Raw genomic sequence first — 25,307 nt, forward strand, 5'->3', positions numbered from 1 at the left:
GGGGGTGGCGGCACCACGACGCCTCCTCCCAGCAACGGCGGCGGCTGCACCGTGACGGTCACCAAGGGCCAGGACTGGACCGACCGCTTCAACGTGACCTACTCGGTGAGCGGCACCAACAACTGGACCGTCACGATCAAGCTCAACGGCAGCCAGAGCATCCAGAGCAGCTGGAACGCGTCGATCAGCGGCAGCGGCACCACCCGCACCGCGAAGCCGAACGGCAACGGGAACAACTTCGGCACCACGATCTACAAGAACGGGAACAGCACGACACCGACCGCCACCTGCGCGGCCGGCTGACGGACATGACCGGGTGACCGCCCCGGGGGCGCCGCCCGCCCCCGGGGAACCGACGCCGGGTCCGAGCACTCCGCTCGGGCCCGGCGTCGTCATGCCCGGAACCAGCGATGTCAAAAATTCTAGACATCGTGTCCGGTCTGCCATACATTCGTCGGGTCAGCAGACCACGATCGGAGCGCCATGACCGCCGACGACGAGCACGTCCCACCCTCCTACGGTGAGCGCACCGCCTGGACGTACGCGGTCGTCATCCCCGTCGGCACCCTCGGCTACCTCGCGGTCGTCGTCCCCCGCGCGCTCACCCAGCCGATCGACCAGGTCGCGTGGGCCGGGCCCATGCTCTGGGCGATGGGCCTGTCGATCGTCGCGAGCATCGTCGGCGCGATCGTCTTCGCGATCGTCGTCCGGGACCACGAGGGCCGGCTCGACGTCCGCGACACCCAGATCGAGCGGTACGGCGACCGCGTCGCGCTCTGGTTCACCACCGCCGGCGCGATCGTCGCGCTGCCCCTGTCGATGCTCGAGGTCGACTGGTTCTGGATCGGCAGCACCCTGTTCGTCCTCGCCGCGACCGGCTCCACCTGGGGTGCGATCGTCCAGATCCGCGCCCACCGCGGGACCTTCGTTGGGTAGGACGACGCGGGTCACCAACACCGTCCGGCTGCACCGCTTCACGCACGGCGAGATGACGCAGGCCGAGCTCGCGACCCGGCTCGGCGTCACCCGCCAGACCGTCATCGCCATCGAGCAGGGCCGGTACTCGCCGACCCTCGAGATGGCCTTCCAGATCGCGCGGGTGTTCGGGGTCCCGCTCGACGACGTCTTCCAGTACCCCGACGACGAGGACCGCTAGACCCCCGCTCCTCACCGGACCGCGTGCCGCCAGGGCACGTGGCCTCCACCTCGCACACCCTCGTGCACCCCGCACGAGCCGTCGAAGGAGCCCGCCATGTCACCCCGCCGCACCGCCCGCCTCGCGGGCCTGCTCTACCTGGTCGTCGCCCTCCTCGGCGGCTGGGCCCAGCTCGTCCGCACCCAGGTGCACGTGCCCGACGACGCCGCGGCCACCGCCGCCGCGATCGCCGACCACGCCACGGCGGTGCGGCTGGCCGTCGGTGCCGACGTCGTCGACGCCACCGCGTTCGCCCTGTTCGGCCTCGCCATGCAGCAGCTCCTGCACCACGTGCACGCCCGCGCGGCCGCCGCGCTGGTGCTCGGCACGTGGCTCAGCGCGGCGATGGCGCTGGTCATGCTGACGTTCCACGTCGGCGCGCTGCTCGTCGTCACCGACCCCGCCGTCTCGTCGGCCGTGGGCGACCCCGACGGGCTCGCGCTGCTGCTGCTCGACATGCAGTCGGCGGCCTACTCGCTCGCCGGCGTGTTCTTCGCGCTGTGGATGGCCGCCGCCGCGTACCTCGTCGCCCGGTCGGGGATGTTCGCGCGGTTCGTCGCGCCGCTCGTCGCCGCCGGGTCGGTCGCGTGGCTGCTCAACACGGTGCTCGTCCTCGTCGTCCCGGACCTCCCCGCGGTGGACGGCCTGACGGCGGCGGTCGCGACGGTCGGGGAGATCAGCCTCCTGACCTACCTGCTCGTCCGCGGCGTGCGCCGGGGAGCCGACGCGACGCCCCGGGTGCCGTCGGCCGCGACCGCGTGACGACCTCGGTAGACCGTCACGCGGGCGGCGGAAGTGCTCTCGCTCCCGCGGTGAGGCGGCCCGCCGCAGCGTGCCGCCTCACCCCGGGAGCTCAGACGACCACTAGAGGCTGGCCCACGTGCTGAACGGGCCTCCCGGGGAGGTCTGGCAGCTTCCTGCGATGACACCGTCGCTGTTGGCGCCGTACACGCAGTTGATGCCTGTCGACGTCCGGATCCCCGAGAGTGCCGTGACGATCGGACCTCCGCTTCCGATCTGCGCCCAGCTCGACGCCCGTGGCGTCGTCGGCACGCTCGTGCCCCAGACGGTCCCGTCGGTCCCGGGGGCGTAGGCCGAGTACAGGTTCGGAGACGGGATGACGGCAGGGGTCGCGATGCCTACGGGCGTCGGACCCGACCCGAGGTTGACCCACGAGCCGAAAGCGACACCCGGTGCTGATTGGGTCACGCTCGCGACCGCGGTGGACGCCGCGCCGGCGAACACCGTCACCCGGTCGTGGTCGAGGACGGCGACCGGCTCGGTCGTCACGCCTGCGCCCGCGACTCCGAGCCGGCTCCACGCGTTGAACACCGAGCCGGGGGCCGGCTGCTCGGTGCCGTAGATGTACCCGTCGCCACCCTCGACGAACAGTCCGATCCGGTCGTTGGAGAAGCGCACGACGGCTGGACGGCCGAACAGTCGCAAGCTCGAGCTGCCAATGGTCGTCCAGCTGCCGAACGCGCCACCGGGTGCCGTCTGCGCGACGCCGGAGACCGTCCCGGACTGCGTCGTCGCGTAGACGGCGATGATGCCGGACGCCAGCTGAACAGCGACGGGATCCCCCGTGACGCCGGCGCCGGCGGTACCGATCGTCGTCCACGGAGCGAACGATCCACCGACGGCTGTCTGGTTCGTGCCCACGACCAGACCGCCTGAGGTTCGGGCGTAGGCGGCGATGATCCCGTTGCTCAGCCTCACGACGGAGGGACGTCCCACGAGCGTGCCTGCGCCCGCGCCGAGCGTCTGCCAGGCGCCGAGGCCGGCGCCCGCGGCGGCCTGGCTCGCACCCCAGAGGTTGCCGTCGGAACGGATCGCGTAGAGCGAGATGCGGTCCGCGGCGTCGATGATCGCCGCAGGTGCGTTGTAGGCGAGCGCCGCAGTCGGAACGACGACGGGAGCACCCCCGTCCGCCTCGACGATGTTGCGGTACCGGTACGCCTTGTAGGCGCTGTTCGAGCGAGAGTCGATGTTGGTCGCGGTCGCACTGGTCAGGACATGCTTTGCCGGGGTGCTCCCGAAGGAGTAGTACCAAAATGCGCTGTGACCGGCATCGACCCACTGGTCGAACAGGATCGCGTGACCGGGCTGACCAGGCTGCGACAGGAAGTCGCCCGGTCTCAGGTCGCTTCGAGGAATCTCATAGCCAACCCCCGGCAGCGAGCTGCTCGTCTCACTGCCGCTGAGGTGCAGAGCCATCGACACGTAGCCTGAGCAGTCAGTCCGGTAGGGCTCGCCGGTCGGGCCGTTGGCAGCGCCCCCCATGTTGTAGTTGGGCGAATGATCGACCCAATATTGGGCGCGAGCGATCACCTCGGAGCGACTGATCGCACCGCCTCGGGCTGAGAGCCACGCGGCGGAAGATGACGTGGACGTGCCCACGAGCGCGATCCCCATAAACAACAACGCGACCGCAGTGAATGCGGCCGCAGCCCATTTCGGGCGTGACAGAGTTCTTTCAAATGACACTCTCTAGCACCTCTCACCTGTGGATCATTCGGGCCGTCCCAAGCCGCCGCAACCACGGTGTTCAGTTCCGGCGCATGGGCACCGTATCGGCACATACCGCACCATGTCGGGCTCAATTTCGGTGAGCTCGTCCCCTGGCCGTGCCATCCGCGCGCCGGATCGCGCGTCGGGAGCTCGGGCGGGTCTCGCGCAGCTGCGCCGACCCCGTCACGCGGGCGGCGGCGCCCCCGCCCGTCGCAGCCGCAGGCGCCGCGCCACGCGGTGCCACACCACCTGCTGCACCAGGAGCGTCGCCCACCCGGCGACCGCCATCCCGAGGATGTTCACGACGAGCTGGAGCGCGCTGCCGCGCGCCTCGGTCCACGCGCCGAACGTCAGGCTCAGCGCGAGGCTGCCCGCCGCGGGCACCGTCGTCACCGAGATGAACACCCCGGACAGCCCACCGAGCCGGGCCGACGTCAGCGACAGCACACCCGCCGCCCCCGCGATGACGGCGACCACGACCGACCACCGGTCCGGGGAGAACACGAACGACGTGTCCGGCCGCGGGCGCGTGAAGTCCTCGATGGTCACCCAGCCGATCGCCTCCCCGACCAGCGCCGCCGCGGCCGTCACGACGATCGCCAGGGCGAAGCCGACGAACAGCGTCACGAGCGCCCGGCGGAGCAGCACCGGCCGCCGCCTCACGAGCCCGACCCCGAGCGCGACCACCGCACCGAACTCCGGGCCGAGCACCATCGCGCCGATCACCAGCACCTGCGAGTCGAGCAGCAGCGCGATCGCCGCGATGATCGTCGCCAGGCACATGAAGCTCGCGTACGTCCAGTTCAGCTCGGAGTCCTCGTACGCCTGCTGCGTGACCTCCGCCCAGACCACGGCGTCGGCGCTGCTGCCCGGGGCCAGCCGCTCGGCGTCGAACCCGCGCTGCGACACCCACGTCTCGACCTCGTCGACCCGCAGCGTGCCGTCGCGGTGCACCCCCAGGCCCACCAGGCGTTCGACGACGCCGTCGGTCGCCTCCCGGGCGACGTCCGCGATCACCACGTCACCCTGCGGCCGCACCGACGCGTCGCGCAGGACCGCCAGGCTGCTCACCGCCGGGTCGTCGGAGAGGGTGCCGACGACCCGCTCGCTCAGGTCACGCGGGACGGAGAGCGTCAGTCGCAGCACAGGGGCATTCTGGACCTCGCGGCCCCGCCGACGGCGGCGACACCAAGGAGGCCTCATGAGCAACCTGGTCGTGCACTTCGAGATCCACGCGTCCGAGCCGCAACGGCTCATCGACTTCTACTCCGCGCTGTTCGGGTGGACGTTCATGCAGTTCGGGTCCGTGGAGTACTGGGCGATCGACACCGGCGACGGCGCGATCAACGCGCAGGCGGAGCCCGGGCACGGGATCAACGGCGGGCTCGTCCAGCGGCGCGGCCCCCGGCCCGAGACGGGCGCGCCCATCAACGGCGCCGACGTCGTGATCGGCGTCGACGGCGTCGTCGACGAGGTGTTCGCGAAGGGCCTGGCGCTCGGCGCGACCGTGGCCGTGCCCCTCATGGACATGGAACGGGTCGGCCGGCTCGGCTACCTCGCCGACCCCGACGGGAACGTGTTCGGGCTCATCTCGCCGACCCTCTCGGACGGCACGTCGGCGATGGGCTGACCCCGCTACCGTCGCGGTGTGGCTGCCTCCCCCGACGTCTTCCACGCGCGCGTGCTCGCCGCCGTCGACGAGCGCACCGGCCGTCTGCCGAGCCCGTCAATGGCGTACTGGGAGATCTTCCCGTTCGAGACCGACGACCTCACCGTGGTCCCCGTCGTCGCGCCCGTGCTCCCCGAGCCCGCGCGGCACGGCGCCGGCGGGGTGGACTGCGGCGCGTGCGCGAGCGAGGACGGCACGGTCTGGCGCCACGCCCACTGGCGCCCGCGCGTCTCGGCGACGACGAGCGGCGTCCCGCTGCGGCTGATGCTCGTCTCGCAGGCGCACGTCGACTTCCCCGACCTGCCCGACGAGCGTGCCGCCGAGGTCGGCGTGCTGCTGGTGCACCGGGCGCGCGCGATCGAGTCGCTCCCGCACGTCGCCCGCGCGCACCTCAGCAAGTGGGGCGACGGCGGTGAGCACCTGCACGTGTTCGCGTACGCCCGGCCCGAGGGCCAGCGGCAGATGCTCGGGACCCTCATGCCCCTCTGGGACGACGTGCTGCCGCCGGTGCCGCTCGACGAGCGTGACGCCGACGCGCGTGCCGTCGCCGAGGCGCTGGTGCGCTCGTTCGGCGGTGCGGTGGCCCGCCCGTGACCGGCCAGTGACCGACCTCGTCGGCTGAGGCGCCCCGCGTCAGCGGCCCGTCATCGCCTGCATCGCCTCGTCGTACCTCGCGCCCGCGACGCCGACCCGGGCGGCCGCCTGGTCGAGCGCGGTCCGGTCCGCGGGCCCCAGGTCGAGCGCGGTCGCACCGAGGTTCTCCTCCAGACGGGCCAGGCGGCGCGTCCCGGGGATCGGCACGACCGACGGCCGCTGCGCGAGCAGCCACGCGAGGGCGACCTGCGCGGGCGTCGCGTCGTGCCGGGCGGCGACCTCGCCGACGAGGTCCAGGAGTTCCCTGTTCGCGGCGCGGTTCTCCTCGGTGAAGCGGGGGATGGTGGCGCGGATGTCGTCGGCCGCGAACCGGGTGGCCGGGTCCACGGTCCCCGTGAGGTAGCCGCGACCGAGCGGGCTGAACGGCACGAGACCGATGCCGAGCTCGTCGAGCGTGGGCAGGACCTCCGCCTCCACGTCGCGCGTCCACAGCGAGTACTCGCTCTGCAGCGCCGTCACCGGGTGCACGGCGTGCGCGCGACGGATCGTTGCGGCGCCGGCCTCCGACAGGCCGAGGTGTGCGACCTTCCCCTCCGCGACCAGCTCGGCGACGGTGCCGGCGACGTCCTCGATCGGCACCCGGGGGTCGACGCGGTGCTGGTAGAACAGGTCGATCCGGTCGGTCCGCAGGCGGCGCAGCGACGCGTCGGCCACGCGCCGCACCTGTTCGGGGCGGCTGTCCAGCCCGACCGACCGGCCGTCACGGATGTCCCAGCCGAACTTCGTCGCGAGGACCACCTGGTCCCGGACCGGCTCCAACGCCTCCCCGACGAGCTCCTCGTTGACGTACGGGCCGTACACCTCCGCGGTGTCGAAGAGCGTGACCCCGCGCTCGACGGCTCCGCGCAGCACGCCGATCATCTCCGCCCGGTCGCCCGGGTTGGGGCCGTACGCCTCGCTCATGCCCATGCAGCCCAGGCCGATCGCCGAGACCTCCAGTCCCCCGCCCAGCGTGCGCGTGTCCATCGTCGCCTCCTCGTGCCCGACCCTGGTGCGAGCATGTCCCAGGTCTGCCTACCGGACGGAGATGCCGCATGACCAGGTTCGTCGTCGACGGCGGTGCCGCGCTCCGGCTCGCCGAGACCGGGGCGCAGGTCCCGGACGTGCACGTGCTCCTCGCCCCGACCCTGCTGCGCTCCCAGGTGCTCTCCACCATGCACGAGGCGGTGCACCGGGGCGAGGTGCCCGCCGCGGAGGCGCGCCGACGGGTCGCGGCCGTGGGGAAGCTGAGGATCCGGCTGCTCGGCGACGCCGTGCTGCGCGGCACCGCCTGGCAGGTCGCCGACCGTCTCGGGTGGGAGTCCACCTACGCCGCCGAGTACGTGGCCCTCACCCTGCTCCAGGCCGACGCGCTCGTGACGCTCGACGCCGACCTCGCCCGGGCGGTCGCCCCGGAGGTCCGGACGGCCCCGTTCGACGCCCTCCTGGACCCCACGGCCTGACCACCACGCCGCCCGGAGGCGTCAGCCGGCACCCCCCGGGGGCACGCCCGGGCGCGGCCGTCACGCGGGGTCAGGGGCTGGTGCGCCCGTGCGGCGGCGGGACGGGCGGCCGGAGGGGCGCGGGGCGGTCAGGACGACGACCGCGACGATGCCCCCGGCCAGCAGCCACACGACGCCCTCGGCGGCGGCGTCCTGCAGGAGCAGCACCAGGCCGGACGCGACGACGACGGGCACCCCGATGCGGACGGCCGTCCGGGACGAGGCACGCCGAGCGGCGCCGTCCGCGCGCCAGGCGACGGCGAGGTGGACGCCGGCCGAGAGCAGCCCGTACAGCGCGTACGCGGCGACGACGAGCAGCCGGTCGTGGTCGCTCACGGACGCGGTCGGGTCGGCGACGAGGCCGCCGAGGACCGCCGCGACGGTCGCGAGCGCGAGGGTCGCGCACAGGTGGGCGGCCCACGCGAGGCGCGGGGTGATGCCGCCCTGCGGGAGCATCGCGACCCCGGCGTACCCGTGGTGCACGGCGACGCCCCACAGGGCGAACACCAGCGTGAACGCGCCGGCGCCGGTGACCGCGAGCTCCCGGTCCCAGGTCGCCTCGCTGGCGCCGTCGACGACCTGCACCAGACCCTCGCCGAGCACGATGAGCACGAACAGCCCGAGCCGTTCGCCGAGGTGGGCGGGGTCGGCGTCCATCGCGACGACGGTCGTCGGGAGCTCCCGGGCCTGCCGGTCGTCGCGCCGCTGCCGGCCGCTCCGGGACACCTTCTGCAGCATCCGGTCGAGCCGCGACTGGCTGTCGGCGAGCAGCTTCTCGCGGGTCGTCGAGAGCAGGAGCAGCAGGTCCATCGCGAGGCCGACGGCCCACAGGACGTACCGGGCGGGGCTGTCGACCCACCACGACACGATCCACGGCACCACCCCGAAGGCCGCCTGCACGAGTGGCAGGTCGACCACGACCGTCGCCTGCCGCCACGGGCGCGCGGCGAGGACCCGGCCCACCACGTACGCGATCGCGAACGCCCGCGCGTGCTCGTCGCGGATCTCGGGGACGGCGGCCGTCATCACGCCCAGCACGGCCATCCCGGCGAGCATCGGGAGCGTGTGCGTCTCGTCCCCGGCGATGTTGCTGTAGGTCGTGAAGCACGCCCACACGATCCAGAACGCGGTGAACGCGACGACGTAGACCGCGAGGCCGCCGCCGGACTCGTCCTCCTCGAGCAGGTGCGCGAGCATCCCGATGCCCGCGACGACGACGAGGTCGAAGAACAGCTCGAGCCAGGACGCGTGCCGTTCCTCCGCCATGGGAGGCATCGTGCCGAAGCATCGGACCGCGCGTCGAGGCACCGCGTCGTGCCAGGCTGGACGGACCGTGCGACGTCGCGCGGCCGGAACGGGAGGTCGCCGTGGTCCTCGTCCCTGCGTGGGCGGCGCTGGGTGGCGACCCCGCCCTGCCGTCCCTCGTCCGGTCCACCGGGGACACCGGGCTCGGCTCGGTGCTGGCGGTCGGCGCGCTCGCCCTCGGGGCGGTCGGCGCGCAGCGGCTCGCCGCCGAGGAGCTGCGCACCGGGTCGGCGCCCGACGGGCCGGTGGTCCTCGACGCCCGGCACGTCGGCATCGCGTTCCGCAGCGAACGGTTCCTGCGGGTCGACGGCCACCCGGCCGGGGCGGGGTTCGCGCCGCTGTCCCGGTTCACGCCGGCCGCCGACGGCTGGGTCCGGCTGCACGCCAACTACCCGCACCACCTGCGGGCGCTGCACGACGCCCTCGGCGCCGACCCGCTCGCCGTGATCGGGACGATGTCCGCGACGGACGTCGAGGACGCCGTCGTCGCGGCCGGGGGCGTGGCGGCGGCCGTCCGCACCGAGCAGGAGTGGGCGGCGTCGGACCCGGGTGCGGCCGTGCGGGCGCTGCCGGTGCTGCGGCTGGCGCGCGTGGGCGACGGCCGGCCCCGCGCGCCCCGGCTGGACGGGCTCCGCGTCCTCGACCTCACCCGCGTCATCGCCGGGCCTGTCGGCACGCGCACCCTCGCCTCGTACGGCGCCGACGTGCTGCGCCTCGACAGCCCGCGCCTGCCGGAGGACCCCGCGGCGCTGCTCGACACCGGCCCCGGCAAGCGGCACGCCCGGCTGGACCTCGCGACGAGCGACGGCCGGGAACGGTTCGAGGACCTGCTCGACGGCGCCGACGTGCTCGTGCAGGGGTACCGGCCGGGCGCGCTGGACCGGTTCGGGCTGTCGTCGGCGGCCCTCGCCGAACGCCGGCCCGGGCTCGTCGTGGTCACCCTGTCGGCGTGGGGCACGGACGGGCCGTGGGCGGGCCGCCGCGGGTTCGACTCGATCGTCCAGGCGGCCACCGGCATCGCGGACGTCACGCGCGCGGACGACGGCACGCCCGGGGCGCTCCCCGCGCAGGCGCTCGACCACGCCGCCGGGCACCTCGTCGCCGCCGCCGTCATGCGCGCCGTCACGCAGACCGGCGGTGGTGGCACCTGGCACGCGCACCTGTCGCTCGCCCAGCTCGCGACCTGGCTGCTCGGGGCTCCGCGCTCCACACTGCCGCCGACGGCTCCCGCCCCCGACGCCGACCCCTACCTCGTCGACCTGGACTCCCCGACGGGGACCGTGACCCTCGTCGCGCCGCCCGGCTCCCCCGTCTGGCGGCACGGCCCCGTGCCGAGCGGGTACGACGAGTCCACGTGGTGACGCGCGCGGGCAGAAGAACCAAGGTGACCGCCGACCGTACCGGCGCGTAACCTCTCCGCCTTGTGAGCCGGATCGTCGACGTCGTGGTGCCGCCCCGGCTCGGCCGCGGGTTCCGGTGGCTGCTCGCGTCGTCGTGGACGACGAACCTCGGCGACGGCATCGTCATCGCCGCCGGACCCCTGCTCGTGGCCTCCCGGACGCAGGACGCGTTCCTCGTCGCGCTCGCGGCCCTCCTGCAGTGGCTGCCTCCGCTCCTGTTCGGCCTGTGGGCGGGTGCGCTGACCGACCGGCTCGACCGGCGGCGGCTCGTCATCACGGTGGACCTCATGCGGGCCGTCGTGCTGGTGCTGCTGGCGCTCGCGGTGCTCACCGACATCGCGTCGATCGTCCTGGTGCTCGCCGCGATGTTCGTGCTCGGCACCGCCGAGACGTTCGCCGACAACGCGTCGAGCACGCTCGTGCCGATGCTCGTGCACCGCGACGACCTCGCCGTCGCGAACTCCCGCATCCAGGCCGGGTTCGTCACGGTCAACCAGCTCGTCGGACCGCCGATCGGTGCCGTGCTGTTCGCCGCCGGGCAGGCCATGCCGTTCGCGGCCGAGGCGGTGCTCGTCGTGGCCGGGGCGGTCCTCGTGTCCCGTGTGGAGCTGCCGCCGCACCGCGTCGAGCCCGCGCACCGCAGCCACATCCGCGCCGACATCGCCGAGGGCGTCCGCTGGGTCCTGCACCACGCGGCCGTCCGCACGCTCGTGCTGACGATCCTCATCTTCAACGTGACCTGGGGCGCCGCGTGGTCGGTGCTCGTCCTGTACGCGCACCGGCAGCTCGGGCTCGGGGCCGTCGGGTTCGGGCTCATCACCACGGTCGGCGCGCTCGGCGGGCTCCTCGGGACGCTGACGTACGGGTGGATCACGCAGCGGGTCAGCCTCGCGAACCTCATGCGGATCGGCCTCATCGTCGAGACCCTCACGCACCTGGCGCTCGCGCTCACGACGACACCGGCCGTCGCGTTCGTCATCTTCTTCGTGTTCGGGATGCACGCGTTCGTGTGGGGCACCACATCGGTGACCGTCCGGCAGCGGGCCGTGCCGACCGCGCTGCAGGGGCGTGTCGGGTCGGTGAACCTCGTCGGGGTGTTCGGCGGGCTCGTCATCGGGTCCGCGATCGGCGGGGTGCTCGCCCAGCACCGGGGCGTCACGGCGCCGTTCTGGTTCGCGTTCGTCGGGTCGGCGGTGTTCGTCGTGCTCATCTGGCACCAGCTCCGGCACGTCGCGCACACCGACGCCCAGGACGCCCCCGAACCGGTCTGATCGGGTCCGCCCGGCGCGCCTCGCACGCCGAACCGTCAGGATGGGGGGCGTGACCACCACCGACGCCCCGCCGACCGGCTCCGACCGCCGGTACCGCTGCGCCCTGTTCGTCGACTTCGACAACGTCTACATCGGGCTGCGCCGCCTGGACCCGGACGCGGCGGAGGCGTTCGCGACGGACCCGGGCCACTGGCTGTCCGAGCTGGAGCAGGGCACCGACTCGGACGGCGACTTCTCCCGCCGGTTCCTCATCCGGGCGTGCTACCTGAACCCGTCGGTGTTCTCGCGGTACCGGCCGAACTTCACGCGCGCCGGGTTCCAGGTGGTCGACTGCCCGTCGCTGACGCAGCAGGGCAAGAGCAGCGCCGACATCAACCTCGTGCTCGACGCGGTCGACGCCCTCGCGGCGGACACCCGGTACGAGGAGTTCGTCATCGCGTCGGCCGACGCGGACTTCACGCCGCTGGCCCTGCGCTGCCGGGCCGCCGACCGGCGGGTCACGATCATCACGTCCGGTCCGGCCGCGAGCGCGTACCGGGCCGTCGCGGACACCGTCATCACGGCGGACGACCTCGCGGAGCTCGTCACGTCGTCGGCGCTGGCCGGCGCCCTGTCGTCGGTGCTCGACGGGAGCCCGACCGACACCCCGGCCCCGGCGGGGGTGGACGTGCGCGCGGCGGACGGCCCGGCACCGGACGCCGTGGTGCCGTCGCCGACCCTCGCGGCCGACGACGCCGAGCCGAGCACGCGACCTGCGCGCGCCGTGACCACCCCGGCGCACCGGGCGATCCTCCAGCGGGTCCGCTCGGCCGACCGGCCGCTCCCCCTGGGCGTCGTCGCGCAGGTCGCCCAGAAGGCGGACCCGACCCTGGCGACGACCGGGTGGGGGCCCGGCGGGTTCTTCGCGTGGCTGACCCGGACCGTGCCGGAGGTCGGTGCGTCGTCCCGGCCGCCGGGCTTCGTCTGGGACCCGGCCCGGTTCGGCGAGGCGGACCTGCCGGGTGCGGTCGCGGACACCGACCCGACGGCGCTGCAGCAGCAGGTCGTCAACGTCACCGACACCCCGGGGCTGAGCCAGGCCAACTACCGGGTGCTCCTGGAGTCGCTCGCCGCCGACCTGAAGGCTCACCCGTTCGAGCGGGCCACCACGTCGAAGCGGGTGCGCAACGCGTGCCAGGAGGCGGGCGCGGCCGTCGGCCGGTCGACGGTCGACTACGTCATCGCGTGCGTGCTGTACGGCGGGCTCGAGCTCACGTCGGCGGTGTCGGCGACCGACCTCGCGGCGGCGTGGGCCGACTACGTGGTGAGCCTGTCCCGGGGGGCACGGATGGAGCTCAGTGCGGGTGACGTGGCCGCGATCCGGTCGTGGGTCGGCGGGGGGCTGCTGGACCGCTGACCTCGGCGTCGGGAAGCACGGGGCGTGGGTCTCGCGTCGGTGCTCAGGAGGGCGCGTCCAGGACGTGCCAGACGATCTCGCCGGCCCCGTCCGTCGTGACGCGCTCGCGCCGGAACCCGAGCTTCTCGAGCACCCGCAGCGACGGCCGGTTCCAGGTGCGCACGGTCGACCAGAGCCGGGTGCGGCCGGTGGCGAACGCAGCGTCGACGAGCGCGGCGGCCGCCTCCGTCGCGTAGCCGTGCCCGTGCGCGTGGGGCAGGAGCTCGTAGGCGAGCTCGGGCTCGTCGAGGGTCGCCCGGCCGACGACGAGCGCGCAGTAGCCGAGGGCGTCGCCGGTGGACCGGTCGCGCAGGACGAGCGCGCCGATGCCCATGTCCCGCCGGGTCCGGGTCATGGTCGCGATGCGCTCGACGGCGGCCTCGACGGTCACGGTCCCCGTGCCGCGCGCGGTGAACAGCTCGGCGAGCCAGGGGGCGTCGTCGGGCACCTGGGGTGTGAGGACGAGCCGCGGGGTGTCGAGGTGCTCCGTGAGCGGGGAGAAGGTCACGCCGACTCGCGGCGGATGAGGTGGATGGTGTCCGAACCCGGGCGCCGTGGTGCCGGCTTCCCGGACAGCCCGCGGATGACGAGGGCGGCGATGTACTGCGCGATGACGCCCTGCTCGGCGTTCACGGTGGTCAGGGGCGGTGACGCGAACGGAGCGGCCGGGATGTCGTCGACGCCGACGACGGCGAGGTCGCCCGGCACGGCGACCCCCGCGAGCCGGGTTCCGGCGAGGACCGCCAGGGCGACGTCGTCGTTGTACGCGCACACCCCGGTGACCCCCTCGGCGACCCACGCGCGCACGGCGTCGGCCGCGGCCTCGGCGTCCATCGGGAGGGTCCGGACCACGGGGGCGTCGAGGCCCAGCTCGGCGCACGCGGTGCGGACGCCTTCGAGCCGCGGCTCGGCGAAGCCCTTGAGGCGCGGGTCCTCGGGGTAGGCGTAGCCGATCAGGCGGCGGCCGGTGGCGGCGAGGTGCTCCGCCTGGACGCGTCCGGTGCGCTGCTGCGGGACGAGCAGCTCGCCCTGCCGCTGGGTGGTGGGGCTCAGGAGGGCGACGGTGACGGCGATGCCGGCGGCCCGCATGGCGGCGACCTCGGTGTCATCGAGCTCGTCCCACAGCACGACGGCGGCGGGCCCGAGCGAGCGCCACACCTCGGAGACGGGCCGGCCGGCGGCCCGGGGGTGGGCGTAGAGGGTGAGGCCCTCGGCGGCGAGGCTCGTGGAGAGGGTCTCCAGGAGGGTGCCCATCGCGGGGCCGATGGGCCAGTCGGGCAGGAGGCACAGGACGACGTCGGACCGGCCGCTCTGCAGGGCGCGGGCGGTGGCCGACGGGGCGTAGCCGAGCCGTTCGACGGCGTGCATGATCCGCTGCCGGGTGGCGTCCGGGATCTTCTGGTGGGGCGTCCCGTTGAGCACGTAGCTCACGGTGGTCCGGGACACGCCCGCCTCTCGTGCGACGTCTGCGCTGGTCACGCGCCGGGGGCGCTGCTCGGCCGTCATCGGTCTCGAACCTCCTCGAAAGTGCGCCTCTTGCGCGATTCACCCACTGTGTGCCACCTTACTGACACGCGCAAGTGAAACGCGTCAGTGACGCGCATCAGTGAGTGGGCTGCAGCAGCCGGTCCCTCCGCCCCGCAGCAGTTGCTCCCCTCGCAGACGACGGAGAACGACCATGAGCCCGGACGCGATCGACCATCTGAACCCCCTCACCGACGAGACGCCCAGCAGCACCGAGCTGCCGGCGTCGATCGTCACGTCGGGCATCCCGGGCCACGAGCGCCCGGTCCCGCCCTACGCCATCGAGCCGCCCACCGAGGCGGTCACCAAGAAGTTCGTGGTGACGTTCGCCTTCGCCCAGCTGGCGCTGTTCATCGCGCTCCTCGGCCCCGTGACCATCAGCATGGCCATCAAGGTCACGGCCGTGGTCGGCGACGCCCAGGCCACCACGGCGCAGGGCCTCATCCTCGGCGTCGGCGCCCTCGCAGCCCTCCTCGCCAACCCGTTCTTCGGGCGGCTGTCCGACCGGACCATGTCCCGCTGGGGGCGTCGTCGTCCCTGGCTGGTCGGCGGCTCGCTCGGCCTGGCGGCCTTCCTGTTCGTCATCGCCGTCGGCACCAACGTCCCGACGCTGCTGATCGGCTGGTTCCTCGCGCAGCTCGCCGCCAACGCGTGCTTCGCGGCCTACCTCGCGACGATCGCCGACCAGGTGCCGCCGCGCCAGACGGCCAAGATCAGCGCCCTCGGCGGCGTCATGCAGAACGTCGGCGTCCTCGCCGCCATCTGGATCGCCACCCTGTTCACGTCGCAGATGATCGCGCTGTTCATGGTTCCCGCCGCGATCGGCGTGGTCGGCATGGTCGTCTACGCGCTCGTGCTCCCCGACAAGCAGCTCCCGAAGCGCCCGCCGTCGATGACGATGCGCGCCTGGCTCGACACGTTCTGGCTGAGCCCGCGCCGCTACCCCGACTTCGCCTGGGCCTGGGTCTCGCGCTTCATGCTCATCCTCGGCAGCTTCCTGTTCTCGACGTTCCGGTTCTTCTGGATGAAGGACCACCTGGGCCTGACCGACGCCGAGGCCGCGGGCGTCGTCTTCAAGGGCGTGCTGATCTACACGGTCGTCCTGGTGATCGTCGGCCAGCTGGCCGGGATCGTGTCCGACAAGCTGGCCCGCCGCAAGGTGTTCGTCTTCGCGTCGACCGCCCTGTTCGCCGTCGGTCTCGGCCTGCTGACCCAGGTGCACGGCGTGAGCGGCTTCTACATGGTCGAGGCGATCCTCGGCGCCGCGTACGGCATCTACATGGGCGTCGACCTGGCGCTCGTCATCGGCGTCCTGCCCAACCCGGACGACTCCGCGAAGGACCTGGGCGTCTTCAACATCGCCAACGCCGCCCCCCAGTCGCTCGCCCCGTTCCTCGGCGCGCTGCTGATCGGTGGCGCCGCGAAGAACTACGACCTCCTGTACCTCTCCGCGGCGGCCCTGACACTCGTCGGCGCCCTCGCGATCATCCCCGTCAAGAAGGTGAAGTGATGACCCAGTCGCCCGTCGACCCCACCGTCCTCGTCTCCAAGCTCGACCTCGAGACGAAGGTCCGCCTGCTCACCGGTGCAGCCGCGTTCTCGCTGGCCCCGGAGGAGTCGATCGGCCTGGGCGAGCTCAACCTGTCCGACGGCCCGACGGGTGTCCGCGGCCTGAAGTTCAGCGGCGGCCGCCAGGTGGCCCTGTTCCCGAACGCCACGCTGCTCGCGTCGGCCTGGGACGAGGACACGACCGCCGAGGTGGGCCGCATGCTCGCCGAGGAGGCGATGGCCCAGGAGATCCACGTCGTGCTCGGCCCGACGATCAACCTGCACCGCTCGGCCCTGGGCGGCCGGCTGTTCGAGGCGTACTCCGAGGACCCGCTGCTCACCGGGAAGCTCGCCGCCTCGTACGTCCGGGGCCTGCAGTCGCTGGCCGTGGGCGCGTGCCTCAAGCACCTCGTCGCCAACGAGTCCGAGACGGCCCGCAACACCATGAACTCGGTGGTGGACGCCAAGACGCTGCGCGAGCTGTACCTGCTGCCGTTCGAGATCGCGACGTCCGAGTCGGACCCGTGGTCGATGATGGCCGCGTACAACGACGTCAACGGCGTCGCCGCCACCGAGCAGGACCACGTCATCAACGAGGTCGTCAAGGGTGAGTGGGGCTACACGGGCCTGGTCATGTCGGACTGGTTCGCGACGAAGACCGCCGCCCCCGCCGCCGCCGGTGGCCTCGACCTCGTCATGCCCGGGCCGGACGGGCCGTGGGGTCAGACGCTCGTGGACGCCGTCCGCGCCGGTGAGCTCGACGAGTCCGTGGTCGACGAGCACCTGCGCCGTGTCCTGGTCCTCGCCGACCGGGTCGGGGCGCTGGGCGAGCTGCGCGAGTGGCCCGCCGACCTGCCGGCCCCGGACAGCCCGGTCCGCAAGGAGCAGCTCACGCGGCTCGCGGCCGCCGGGATGACGGTCCTGACCAACGACGACGCCCTGCCGCTGACCCGCGGCACGTCCGTCGCGCTCATCGGGCGGCACGCCCTCGAGACCATCGACATGGGCGGCGGCTCGGCGCAGGTCAACCCGCCGTACCAGGTCAGCGTGGCCGAGGGGCTCACCGCCCTGCTCGGCGACGCGGTCCAGGTCGTCGACGGCGTCGAGGTCCGCACCCGGCCCGTCGCGGCCCGCCCGGGCTTCGTGCTCGACCCGACCACCGGCAACCCGGGCGTGCACGTCACGCTGCTCGGGGCCGACGGGACGGTGCTGGACGACCGCCACGACGCGCCGCCGACGACCATGGTCGGGTTCGACGACGACTTCACCGAGCCCGTCGCCACCGTCCGGTTCCGGGCGCGGGTCGCCGCCGAGGGTCCCGTCGAGGTCGGCGTGATCGGCGTCGGCGCCTGGGACCTGCGGGTCGGCTCGTCGGCGCGGTCGTTCGAGCTCCGCTCGTCCGGCGGGTTCGCCGAGGAGATGCTCGCGCCGCCCGTCGAGATCGGCACGGTCGACGTCGCGGGCGACGACATCATCGACGGTGAGGTCGTGCTGCGCCCGCCGGCCTCGACCGAGGTCGTCGAGGGCGGCACGGAGATCGACGCCACCGCCAACCCGCTCGCCGGGGTCGGCCTGTTCGGGCTCGTCGCGCGTCCGGCCCCGCAGCCGGTCGACGAGGTGCTCGCCGCCGCGGCCGCCGCAGCCGCGCAGGCCGACGTCGCCGTGGTCGTCGTCGGGCTCACCGAGGAGCAGGAGACCGAGTCCGTCGACAAGTCGACGCTCGCCCTCCCCGGCGCGCAGGACGCGCTGGTCAGCGCGGTCGCGGCCGCCGCCCGCCGGACCGTCGTCGTGGTGAACGCCGCGACGCCGGTGCTCATGCCGTGGCTCGACGAGGTCGACGCCGTGCTGTGGGCCGGGCTGCCCGGCCAGGAGGGCGGCCACGCCGTCGCCGCCGCACTGCTCGGCGACATCGAGCCCGCCGGTCGCCTGGTCACCACGTTCCCGGTGGCCGACGGCGCCGCCCCCGCGTGGAACGTGACACCGGTCGACGGCGACATCGAGTACACCGAGGGCACGTTCATCGGGTACCGCGGCCACTGGGCCGGGACCGTCCCGACGCCCGCGTTCTGGCTGGGGCACGGCCTCGGGTACTCCACCTGGGAGTACACCGACGCGTCCGTCTCCGTCGGTGGTCCGTCACCCGCGGTGTCGGTGACGGTCGCCAACACGGGCGAGCGGGACTCGCGCGAGGTCGTGCAGGTGTACCTGGAGCCGTCCTCGTCCGACGAGCCCGTGCGGCTGGTCGGCTGGGCCACCGTCTCGGTGCCCGCCGGCGGGTCCGCCCGCGTGCAGGTCCAGACCGACGCCCGGCTGTGGCGCGCATGGGACACGGAGTCCGGCGAGTGGTCGCGGATCGCGGACGGCGGGCGGCTGCTCGTCGCCCGCGGGCTCGGCGACGTGCGAGCCGGCCTGCCGCTCTGACCCGACGCTCGACCCCGGGACCCCGGCGCCTCCCTGGCGCCGGGGTCCCCGGCGTCGACCGGGGTCCGGCCGGTCTCTAGGCCCCGGTCGACGCCTGCCACCTGCGGTCGATCGCCCGGAACATCCGGGGGTACACGACGAGCCGTCGGAACGGGGCGATGAACGCCATGTACACGCGGCCACCCCACCCGTTGGGCCGGACCAGGGCGGTCATCTGCGCCCGGTAGACGCCGGCGTCGTCGGGCACCCACCCGAGGTGCAGGAGTGCGTGCACGGTGCCGTTGGCGAGCTCGGCCACCCACTCGTCGTGCGTCTGGAACACCGACGTGAACGGCAGCGACGACGGGTCCGGCCCGCGCGGCCCGGCAGCCAGGTCGTCGGGCAGCCGCTCACGCAACGACGGCACCCGGGTGCCGACGCCCGTGCCGGGCGCGTCCCACCCGAAGATCGCGCCGAGCCTCCACCGGGCCGCGAACAGGAGGCCGACGACCCCACCGCTGACCACCGACCCGTCACCGAGGGCGAACGACCGCACCAGGCGGTCGAGGTCGTCGGGGCCACCGGGCGTCGGCATCTGCCACACGTCCTCGACCTCGAAGTCCGCCGCGACCTCGTGGAGCCGCCACGGCCGGCCGGTGTACTCGGTGTCCTCGAGCCGCATGGCACTGCCCCCGTCGTCAGGTCCGTGACCTCGACGGTAGCCACGTGCGCCGACCGGCGCCCCGGGCTCTCAGGCTCCCCACAGCCTGCGCCACCTGGACGTCAGCGCTTGCTCCACGCCCTGCCGAACCGGCGCCAGAAGCTGCCGGACGAGCGGCTCAGGCGGAGCATGAGTGCGAGCGCCACGAGCGCCGGGACCAGGAGCGCAGCGGTGAGCGGCGCACCCACCCTGACGTCGTCCCAGGTGCTGTACCCGGCCTCCCGGACCAACGACGTCTCGACGACGGCGTAGTCGATCTCGAGCGGGTCCCCGACCTCGTGGTCGTCCTCGACCGTGCCGCTCTCGTGGGCGCCGTCCACGGTCGTGAACTCGACCCTGCAGCCCGACCACTTGCCGCCCCAGCAGTCGGTGACCGTCCCGGTGACGGTCTGCACGCCGCGGTCGAACGTGCGCGCGTCGTCCCAGTCGATCAGGGTGAGGACGCCGAACGTCCCCCCGACGAGGAGCAGCACCGGCAGCAGCCGTTCCCACCAGCGGACGCGGTCCGCGGCGGCACGCGAGCGGTGATCGGCGGCCGCGGAGCGAGACATGCGCAGGATCCTGCCCTACCGGGTGCGGGCCCGGGTGGTCCGGCGGCGGTCGACGACGTCGCGGGCGGCGACCACCGCGGTGAGCAGCCGGGGCGACAGCAGCAGCACGCCGAGCACGAGCGCCTCCCAGAACGTCCACGTCGTCGGTCCGGCCGACATGAGGGAGTCCCGCATCCACGTCAGCAGGTGCCACGTGGACGGCAGGAACAGCACGACGAAGAACCACGTCGCGAGCAGCAGCCCGCCCACGTGCACGAACCGGTACCAGCGGGCCACCGCGAGGTCCCGCGCCGGGCTCGCGGCCAGGGTGTCCCGCTCGTCGGGCGTGAGCCGCCAGAACGTGCGCCGCAGCAGCAGCCGCGTGGTGCGCTGCAGGTGCGTGCAGCCGAGCAGGGCCGTCATCACGGCGTAGACGTCGCTGCGCAGGAACACGAAGAACTGCGACACGATCGCGGCCAGCTCGACGAGCGCGATCGCCGCCCACAACGCGTCCGGCCCGATCCCGGCGACCCGCAGCCCCATGACGACGGCGAGCACGATCGCGTCGAACGCCATGCCCGCGACCAGCGGACCGACCCGGCGACGCGGCGGGAGCGCCCACAGGCCCGTCAGGTTGGTCTCGAACGTGAGGAAGTACAGCCGGCGGGTGATGCGCAGCCGGGCCGGGACCCCCAGCGCCGCGGCCCCCATGACGTGCGCGAGCTCGTGCACGCCCGCCAGCACGTACGTGACGACCGTGAGCGCGGCGAGGCTCTCGGCGGGGGTGCGCAGGAAGAACACGTCGAGCGCATGCGGCCGCACGTCCGGGACCGCGACGAGCATGACAACGACGGCGACCGCGCACGCACCCGCGAACGCGGCACCCGCGCGGGAGAACAGCCAGCGGGCCCGAGCGCGCGGGGCGACGACGAACCCGCGCGCGGCGGGAGCGGCGGCGTCGCCGGTCCGGGCGTCGTCGACCGCGGCGACGAAGCCGAGCCGGACGAGGCTGCGGGCGAACCCGAGCACGTCGACGGGCTCGGTCGCGTCGGCCGGTGTCACGGCCCGCTCGACCTCCTCGACGGTGCGGCCCGCCTCCAGCAGGTCCAGCGCCTGCGCCCCGACCGCGGGGATCGCGACGAACCGGCCGGTGTCGGTCCGGCCGACGACGACCCGGTCGCCCTGCGGGGTGCGGGTCAGCGGGTGCAGGCGCAGGACGGACGCCGGCCCGACCTGCGGGTCGGGCGCCGGGACGGGCGCCGGGACGGGCGCCGGGACGGAGGCCGGGTCGGGGACAGCGGCACGTCGTGCGTCGGCGTCGACGGCGGTCATCACGCAGCCGCGTGCGCGACCGCCGCGAGCCGACGGGGCGCGGTCGCGCACACCGGGCAGTCGGGGTCGATCGGCCAGGCGTCGGTCGAGGTGTGCCCGTCGCCCGCGAAGTCGACGAGCTGGTAGCGCCCGAGGGCGACCGGCTCGGACAGCTCGGTGAGGAACCGCATGGCCTCGAGGGCAACGAGCCCGCCGAGCACGCTGGTCACGGGCCCGATGGCCCGGTTGACCCGGTCCTGCGCGAGCACCCGCGGACGGTCGACGACCTCCTGGTCGATCCCCCCGGCGAGGCGGTCGCGGTGCCGTTCGAGGCACTCACGGCACGCGCTGCGGCCGGGGTCGACCGACCAGTAGAGGCCCTGCGTGTAGGCGAGGCCGCCGCGGATGAACGGGACCCCGGCGGCGACGCACGCCTGGTTGACCCAGCGGTCCACCTCGTCGGGCTCGTCGATCGCGGACACCACGAGGTCGGGCCGGGCGGTGAGCGCCGACCCGTGCAGCAGCGCGGTGACGTCGTCGGGCGACTCGACGCGACGCCGGAACGCCTCGACGCGCAGCGTCGGGTCGAAGGCCTGCAGCCACTCGGCGACCCGCTCGGCCTTGGGCTGGCCGACCTCCGCCTCGGTGTACGTGAACTGGCGGGCGAAGTTGCGCAGCTCGACGCGGTCCTGGTCGACGACGGTGAGCGCGCCGACGCCGAGCCCCGCGAGGTTCATGAGCACCGCGGAGCCGAGCCCGCCGGCGCCGAGCACCAGCACGTGTGCTCCCCGCAGCAACGACTGCGGGAGCTCGCGGGGCGTCGAGAGGTTCGTGAACGCGTCGAAGTACGCGAGGTTGCTGAAGTACCGCTCGCGGTCGTGCGCGTCGAACACCGCGGGGGCGGACGCGTCCTCCAACCAGCCGAAGCGGTCGAGCTGCGCGATCACGGCGGCGACGTCCATGTCGGCCGTGTCCGGCCACCGCTCACGCAGGGACGCGCCGAGAGCCGCGACGTCCCGGGTCCCGTCACGCAGCAGCGTGAGCAGCGCGAGGACCTGGCCGTCGGGGTCGGCGATGCGGGTGCGGACCTTCGGGTCCAGGCTCACGAGGAGCTCGCCGTCGCCGGCGAGGCAGTTGAGCGACTTGAGTCGGGGGAGCATCTTCGGTCCTCGGGAGGGGTGGACGGGTGGAGACGAGCGGAGCCGGCCCGGTCGTCATGACCGGGCCGGCTCACGGGCGGGCTCAGGCGCCGCCGGCGTCGGGGTCGAGGTGGATCCGCGTAGCGGTGATCTCCTCGACGTCCATGATCTCGATCGTCATCTTTCGTGCACCTCCCCCTGGGTCTTGCTCCTCTGCGTCGCTCTCGCGGCGACAACACGGACCAAGAACGAGGGGGTGCCGGGCTGATACGGCCGGGCGGTGCTCTTCACCCGGTCGGCGTACGTCGGTGCAGGTCAGGGCATCGGGACGGCGGGTGTCGGGGCCGTCGTGGCGGCCGGCTCCGACGGGTCCACCGTCGCGGCCGGCGCGGCGGGCGCCTCGCTGCGGGCCCGCACGGGGCTCACGGCCTCCTGCGTCGTGAGCGTGGGCGCCTTCGGGAGACGGCGCCGCATGAGGACCTTGTCGACCTCCGCGACGATCGGCAGGACGAGCGCCAGGCCGAGGGCGGTCGCCCACTGGCCGCCGTTCAGCTCCTGCGTCGTGAGCCACTGCTGCAGGAAGTCGAGCTCGGTCGCGAGCCACATGAGCAGCGCCGGGATGGACAGCACCTTGACCGCCGTGAGCAGCGGCGGCACCAGGCCGGACTCGGGCTCGCGCCGCAGCACCACGCCGGAGAACGTGCTGCCCAGCCCCATCACCACGAACGCCATGGTCATCGACACGGACGGCGTGTCCGCGGACGGCTCGTCGGGCCCGGCGACGAGCGGGATGAGCGTCACCACCATGAGCACGAGGCCGTACAGGAGCCAGCGGCTGATCGCGTGCCGGTTGCTGATGCCCTGCTTCGGGTCCCGGGGCGGCCGGTTCATGATCTCGGGGCCGACGGGGTCGAGCATGATCGCGATGACGGGCGCGACGCAGACGAAGAAGTTGAGGAACAGCACCATCATCGGCGTCAGCGCGACGCCCCCGTTGAGGTCGGTGATGCTCGCGACGAGGAACAGCGTGACGAGGCCGATGAGCTGGCTCATCTGGAACCGGATGTACGCGGTGATCTTCTGGTAGATGCTGCGGCCGAGCTCGACGGCGTGCACGAGCGTCGAGAAGTTGTCGTCGGTGAGCACGAGCCGCGCGGCCTGCTTGGTCACCTCGCTGCCCGAGCCCATGGCGACGCCGATGTCGGCCTGCTTGATGGCGGCTGCGTCGTTGACGGCGTCGCCGGTCATCGCGACGACGAGGCCCTGCGACTGCATGAGCTGCACGATCCGCAGCTTGTCCTCGGGCGTCACGCGGCCGAACACGTGCAGGTTCGGCAGCCGTGCGAGGAGCTCGTCGTCGGTGAGCCGCGCGAGCTCGGCACCGCTGATCGCACCGCCCGGCAGCCCCAGGTCCGCACCGATGGCGCCGGCGGTGACGGCGTGGTCGCCGGTGATCATCCGCACGGAGATCCCGGCCTTGTGCGCGATCTCGACGGACACCTTCGCGGACGGCCGCAGCGGGTCGACGATGCCGACCATGCCGACGAACACGAGGTCCTCGACGTACGACATCGGGTCCGCGACGATCAGCGCCTCGTCCTTCGGCGTGAGGATCCGCACGGCGAACGCGAGCGTCCGCAGCCCGCTCTTCGCGAGGCGCTCCTGCTCGGCGTCGATGTCCGCCCGCAGCTGCTCGATGCCCACGAACTGCCCCGGCGCGGCCAGCGCGCGCGTGCACCGCTGGAGCACCACGTCGGGCCCGCCCTTGACGACCTCGACGAGCGAGTGCTCGCCGCGCCACGGCATCCAGTGCGCGGTCGCCATGAACTTGTACGCCGAGTCGAACGGCACCGCCGCGACCCGCGGCCAGGTGCGCCGGCTCTCGGCGGCGTCGACGCCGAGCTTGGCGGCCAGCACCACGAGCGCGGCCTCGGTCGGGTCGCCGATCACGTCGCCCGTGTCCGACACCGTCGCGTCGCTCGCGAGGCACAGCCCGTACGCGAGCGGCGTCAGGTCCGGCACCTCGGCACCGACCGGCCCGAGGATGCGGCCGACCTTGTCGTACCCGGCGCCCTCGACCGTGTAGTGCCGGCCGCCCAGCCACAGGGCGGTCACGGTCATCTGGTTGAGGGTGAGCGTCCCGGTCTTGTCGGAGTTGATCGCGCTCGTCGCCCCGAGCGTCTCGACGTCGGACAGGTTCGCGACGATCGCCTTCGCGGCGGCGAGCTGCTTCGCGCCGTACGCGAGCATCGCCTGCACGAACGTCGGCAGGCCCGTCGGGATGGCGGAGATCGCGACGGCCGTCGCGAGGAACAGCAGGTCGCCGATCGAGTCGCCGCGGACCAGCCCGATGACGACGATGAGGGCGACCGCCGACCAGGCGATCGCGCCGAGCACCTTCGTCAGGGAGTCGAGCTCCTTCTGCAGCGGCGACTTCGTCTTCTCGACGGACGAGAGCAGGGTCGCGATGTGGCCGATCTGCGTCGACATCCCCGTCGACGTGACCAGCAGCGTCCCCGTGCCGCGCGTCACCGCGGTGTTCTGGAACGCCATGTTGTCCCGGTCGCCCAACGCCACGTCCTCGTCCGCGAGCGGCTCGGTGGCCTTGCCGATCGGGGCGCTCTCCCCCGTGAGGGCCGCCTCCTGCGTCTCCATCGTGGCCGTCCGCACGAGCCGTCCGTCGGCCGGCACGATGTCGCCGGCCTCGAGCTCGACGACGTCGCCCGGCACGAGCTGGCTCGCCGGGATCTGCACGAGGACGCCGTCCCGCACCACCTTGCTCGTCGGCTCCTGCATGGTCGCGAGGGCGTCGACGCTCTTGCGCGCCTGCAGCTCCTGACGGGTGCCGATGACGACGTTGATGAGCACGAGGAACGCGACGATCGCCGCCGTGGAGCCCTGCCCGATCGCGACGCTCACCACCGCGACGGCGACGAGCATGAGGTTCATCGGGTCCCGCAGCTGCGTGAGCAGCACCGCCCACACCGACGGCGGCGCCTGCGCGGTGAGGGTGTTCGCGCCGTACTGCCGCTGCCGCTTGCCCACCTCCGCGGCGTCCAGCCCCTGCTCGGGGTTGGTGCCGAGCGCGCGGGCGACCTCGACGGAGGACAGCGCCCACCATCGGGTGTCGTTCCCGGGAGCACCAGGAGGCGCTGCTGCGACGACCTGCGACGGCGACTGAGCCACGGGATACCCCCGAACGTCGGCCCGGGA

22 protein-coding genes and 1 pseudogene are annotated in these 25,307 nt (G+C 73.5%); 12 read left to right on the forward strand and 11 right to left on the reverse strand.

The features are described 5' to 3' along the window. From Cch01nite_RS20700 to Cch01nite_RS20715, 4 genes and pseudogenes are all read left to right on the forward strand, one after another. A pseudogene (locus Cch01nite_RS20700) lies at positions 1–303 on the forward strand (glycoside hydrolase family 11 protein); the annotation flags it as partial. A 180-nt stretch (positions 304–483) separates the two neighbouring features. Beyond that, on the forward strand, positions 484–936 hold the full coding sequence (locus Cch01nite_RS20705; protein ID WP_203758405.1) for a hypothetical protein: 453 nt from the start codon (positions 484–486) through the stop codon (positions 934–936). Beyond that, positions 929–1,156, forward strand: coding sequence for a helix-turn-helix transcriptional regulator (locus tag Cch01nite_RS20710; protein WP_203758406.1), 228 nt, complete (start codon positions 929–931; stop codon positions 1,154–1,156). The genes Cch01nite_RS20705 and Cch01nite_RS20710 overlap by 8 nt, the downstream gene beginning before the upstream one ends. 96 nt (positions 1,157–1,252) lie before the next feature. Further along, positions 1,253–1,957, forward strand: coding sequence for a DUF4386 domain-containing protein (locus Cch01nite_RS20715; RefSeq protein ID WP_203758407.1), 705 nt, complete (start codon positions 1,253–1,255; stop codon positions 1,955–1,957). A 102-nt stretch (positions 1,958–2,059) separates the two neighbouring features. On the opposite strand, the gene Cch01nite_RS20720 is transcribed toward Cch01nite_RS20715, so the two are convergent. Next, positions 2,060–3,682, reverse strand: coding sequence for a DUF8189 domain-containing protein (locus tag Cch01nite_RS20720; RefSeq protein WP_203758408.1), 1,623 nt, complete (start codon positions 3,680–3,682; stop codon positions 2,060–2,062). 207 nt (positions 3,683–3,889) lie between these two features. Beyond that, positions 3,890–4,852, reverse strand: coding sequence for a DUF389 domain-containing protein (locus Cch01nite_RS20725; protein WP_203758409.1), 963 nt, complete (start codon positions 4,850–4,852; stop codon positions 3,890–3,892). 55 nt (positions 4,853–4,907) lie between these two features. Here Cch01nite_RS20725 and Cch01nite_RS20730 point away from each other — a divergent pair, with 55 nt between their 5' ends. Beyond that, positions 4,908–5,336, forward strand: coding sequence for a VOC family protein (locus Cch01nite_RS20730; protein ID WP_203758410.1), 429 nt, complete (start codon positions 4,908–4,910; stop codon positions 5,334–5,336). A gap of 18 nt (positions 5,337–5,354) precedes the next feature. Further along, positions 5,355–5,969, forward strand: a complete 615-nt coding sequence (locus Cch01nite_RS20735) for a hypothetical protein (protein WP_203758411.1) — start codon at positions 5,355–5,357, stop codon at positions 5,967–5,969. Positions 5,970–6,008: 39 nt separating this feature from the next. Here the strand turns inward: Cch01nite_RS20735 and Cch01nite_RS20740 are convergent, their stop codons facing one another. Beyond that, positions 6,009–6,995 carry an aldo/keto reductase gene (locus Cch01nite_RS20740; RefSeq protein WP_203758412.1) on the reverse strand — a complete coding sequence of 329 codons (987 nt, stop codon included), beginning with the start codon at positions 6,993–6,995 and terminating at the stop codon, positions 6,009–6,011. A gap of 68 nt (positions 6,996–7,063) precedes the next feature. Between Cch01nite_RS20740 and Cch01nite_RS20745 the strand changes: the two genes are divergently transcribed. Beyond that, on the forward strand, positions 7,064–7,471 hold the full coding sequence (locus Cch01nite_RS20745; RefSeq protein ID WP_203758413.1) for a PIN domain-containing protein: 408 nt from the start codon (positions 7,064–7,066) through the stop codon (positions 7,469–7,471). A 60-nt stretch (positions 7,472–7,531) separates the two neighbouring features. On the opposite strand, the gene Cch01nite_RS20750 is transcribed toward Cch01nite_RS20745, so the two are convergent. After that, a complete protein-coding gene (locus Cch01nite_RS20750) occupies positions 7,532–8,776 on the reverse strand; it encodes a low temperature requirement protein A (protein ID WP_203758414.1) in 1,245 nt (414 codons plus the stop codon). A 101-nt stretch (positions 8,777–8,877) separates the two neighbouring features. Between Cch01nite_RS20750 and Cch01nite_RS20755 the strand changes: the two genes are divergently transcribed. From Cch01nite_RS20755 to Cch01nite_RS22970, 3 genes are all read left to right on the forward strand, one after another. Further along, positions 8,878–10,176 carry a CoA transferase gene (locus tag Cch01nite_RS20755; protein ID WP_203758415.1) on the forward strand — a complete coding sequence of 433 codons (1,299 nt, stop codon included), beginning with the start codon at positions 8,878–8,880 and terminating at the stop codon, positions 10,174–10,176. A 62-nt stretch (positions 10,177–10,238) separates the two neighbouring features. Further along, positions 10,239–11,486, forward strand: coding sequence for an MFS transporter (locus Cch01nite_RS20760; protein ID WP_203758416.1), 1,248 nt, complete (start codon positions 10,239–10,241; stop codon positions 11,484–11,486). 49 nt (positions 11,487–11,535) lie between these two features. Beyond that, the gene (locus Cch01nite_RS22970) at positions 11,536–12,882 is read left to right on the forward strand and encodes an NYN domain-containing protein (RefSeq protein WP_203758417.1); all 1,347 of its coding nucleotides are present in this window, start codon (positions 11,536–11,538) and stop codon (positions 12,880–12,882) included. A 43-nt stretch (positions 12,883–12,925) separates the two neighbouring features. On the opposite strand, the gene Cch01nite_RS20770 is transcribed toward Cch01nite_RS22970, so the two are convergent. Then, positions 12,926–13,429: a GNAT family N-acetyltransferase gene (locus tag Cch01nite_RS20770; protein WP_203758418.1), complete on the reverse strand. Its 504-nt coding sequence runs from the start codon at positions 13,427–13,429 to the stop codon at positions 12,926–12,928. After that, entirely contained in the window at positions 13,426–14,427 is a 1,002-nt protein-coding gene (locus Cch01nite_RS20775) for a LacI family DNA-binding transcriptional regulator (protein WP_203758419.1), read from the reverse strand. Before Cch01nite_RS20775 ends, Cch01nite_RS20770 begins: the two co-directional genes overlap by 4 nt. 172 nt (positions 14,428–14,599) lie before the next feature. On the opposite strand from Cch01nite_RS20775, the gene Cch01nite_RS20780 reads away from it, so the two are divergent. Both Cch01nite_RS20780 and Cch01nite_RS20785 read left to right on the forward strand, forming a co-directional pair. Then, positions 14,600–15,955, forward strand: coding sequence for an MFS transporter (locus Cch01nite_RS20780; protein WP_203758420.1), 1,356 nt, complete (start codon positions 14,600–14,602; stop codon positions 15,953–15,955). Then, entirely contained in the window at positions 15,955–18,414 is a 2,460-nt protein-coding gene (locus tag Cch01nite_RS20785) for a beta-glucosidase family protein (protein ID WP_203758421.1), read from the forward strand. The genes Cch01nite_RS20780 and Cch01nite_RS20785 overlap by 1 nt, the downstream gene beginning before the upstream one ends. 76 nt (positions 18,415–18,490) lie before the next feature. Here the strand turns inward: Cch01nite_RS20785 and Cch01nite_RS20790 are convergent, their stop codons facing one another. From Cch01nite_RS20790 to Cch01nite_RS20810, 5 genes are all read right to left on the reverse strand, one after another. Next, a complete protein-coding gene (locus Cch01nite_RS20790) occupies positions 18,491–19,075 on the reverse strand; it encodes a DUF2867 domain-containing protein (RefSeq protein ID WP_203758422.1) in 585 nt (194 codons plus the stop codon). 101 nt (positions 19,076–19,176) lie between these two features. Next, positions 19,177–19,665, reverse strand: a complete 489-nt coding sequence (locus Cch01nite_RS20795) for a hypothetical protein (protein ID WP_203758423.1) — start codon at positions 19,663–19,665, stop codon at positions 19,177–19,179. Positions 19,666–19,680: 15 nt separating this feature from the next. Then, positions 19,681–20,976 (reverse strand): hypothetical protein, encoded by a 1,296-nt coding sequence (locus Cch01nite_RS20800; protein ID WP_203758424.1) that lies wholly within the window; start codon positions 20,974–20,976, stop codon positions 19,681–19,683. Beyond that, positions 20,976–22,115, reverse strand: coding sequence for a HesA/MoeB/ThiF family protein (locus tag Cch01nite_RS20805; protein ID WP_203758425.1), 1,140 nt, complete (start codon positions 22,113–22,115; stop codon positions 20,976–20,978). The genes Cch01nite_RS20800 and Cch01nite_RS20805 overlap by 1 nt, the downstream gene beginning before the upstream one ends. A gap of 294 nt (positions 22,116–22,409) precedes the next feature. Next, positions 22,410–25,280, reverse strand: a complete 2,871-nt coding sequence (locus Cch01nite_RS20810; protein WP_203758426.1) for a cation-translocating P-type ATPase — start codon at positions 25,278–25,280, stop codon at positions 22,410–22,412. Positions 25,281–25,307: the final 27 nt, after the last annotated feature.

Source organism: Cellulomonas chitinilytica (genome assembly GCF_016862675.1).
Lineage (GTDB): Bacteria > Actinomycetota > Actinomycetes > Actinomycetales > Cellulomonadaceae > Cellulomonas > Cellulomonas chitinilytica.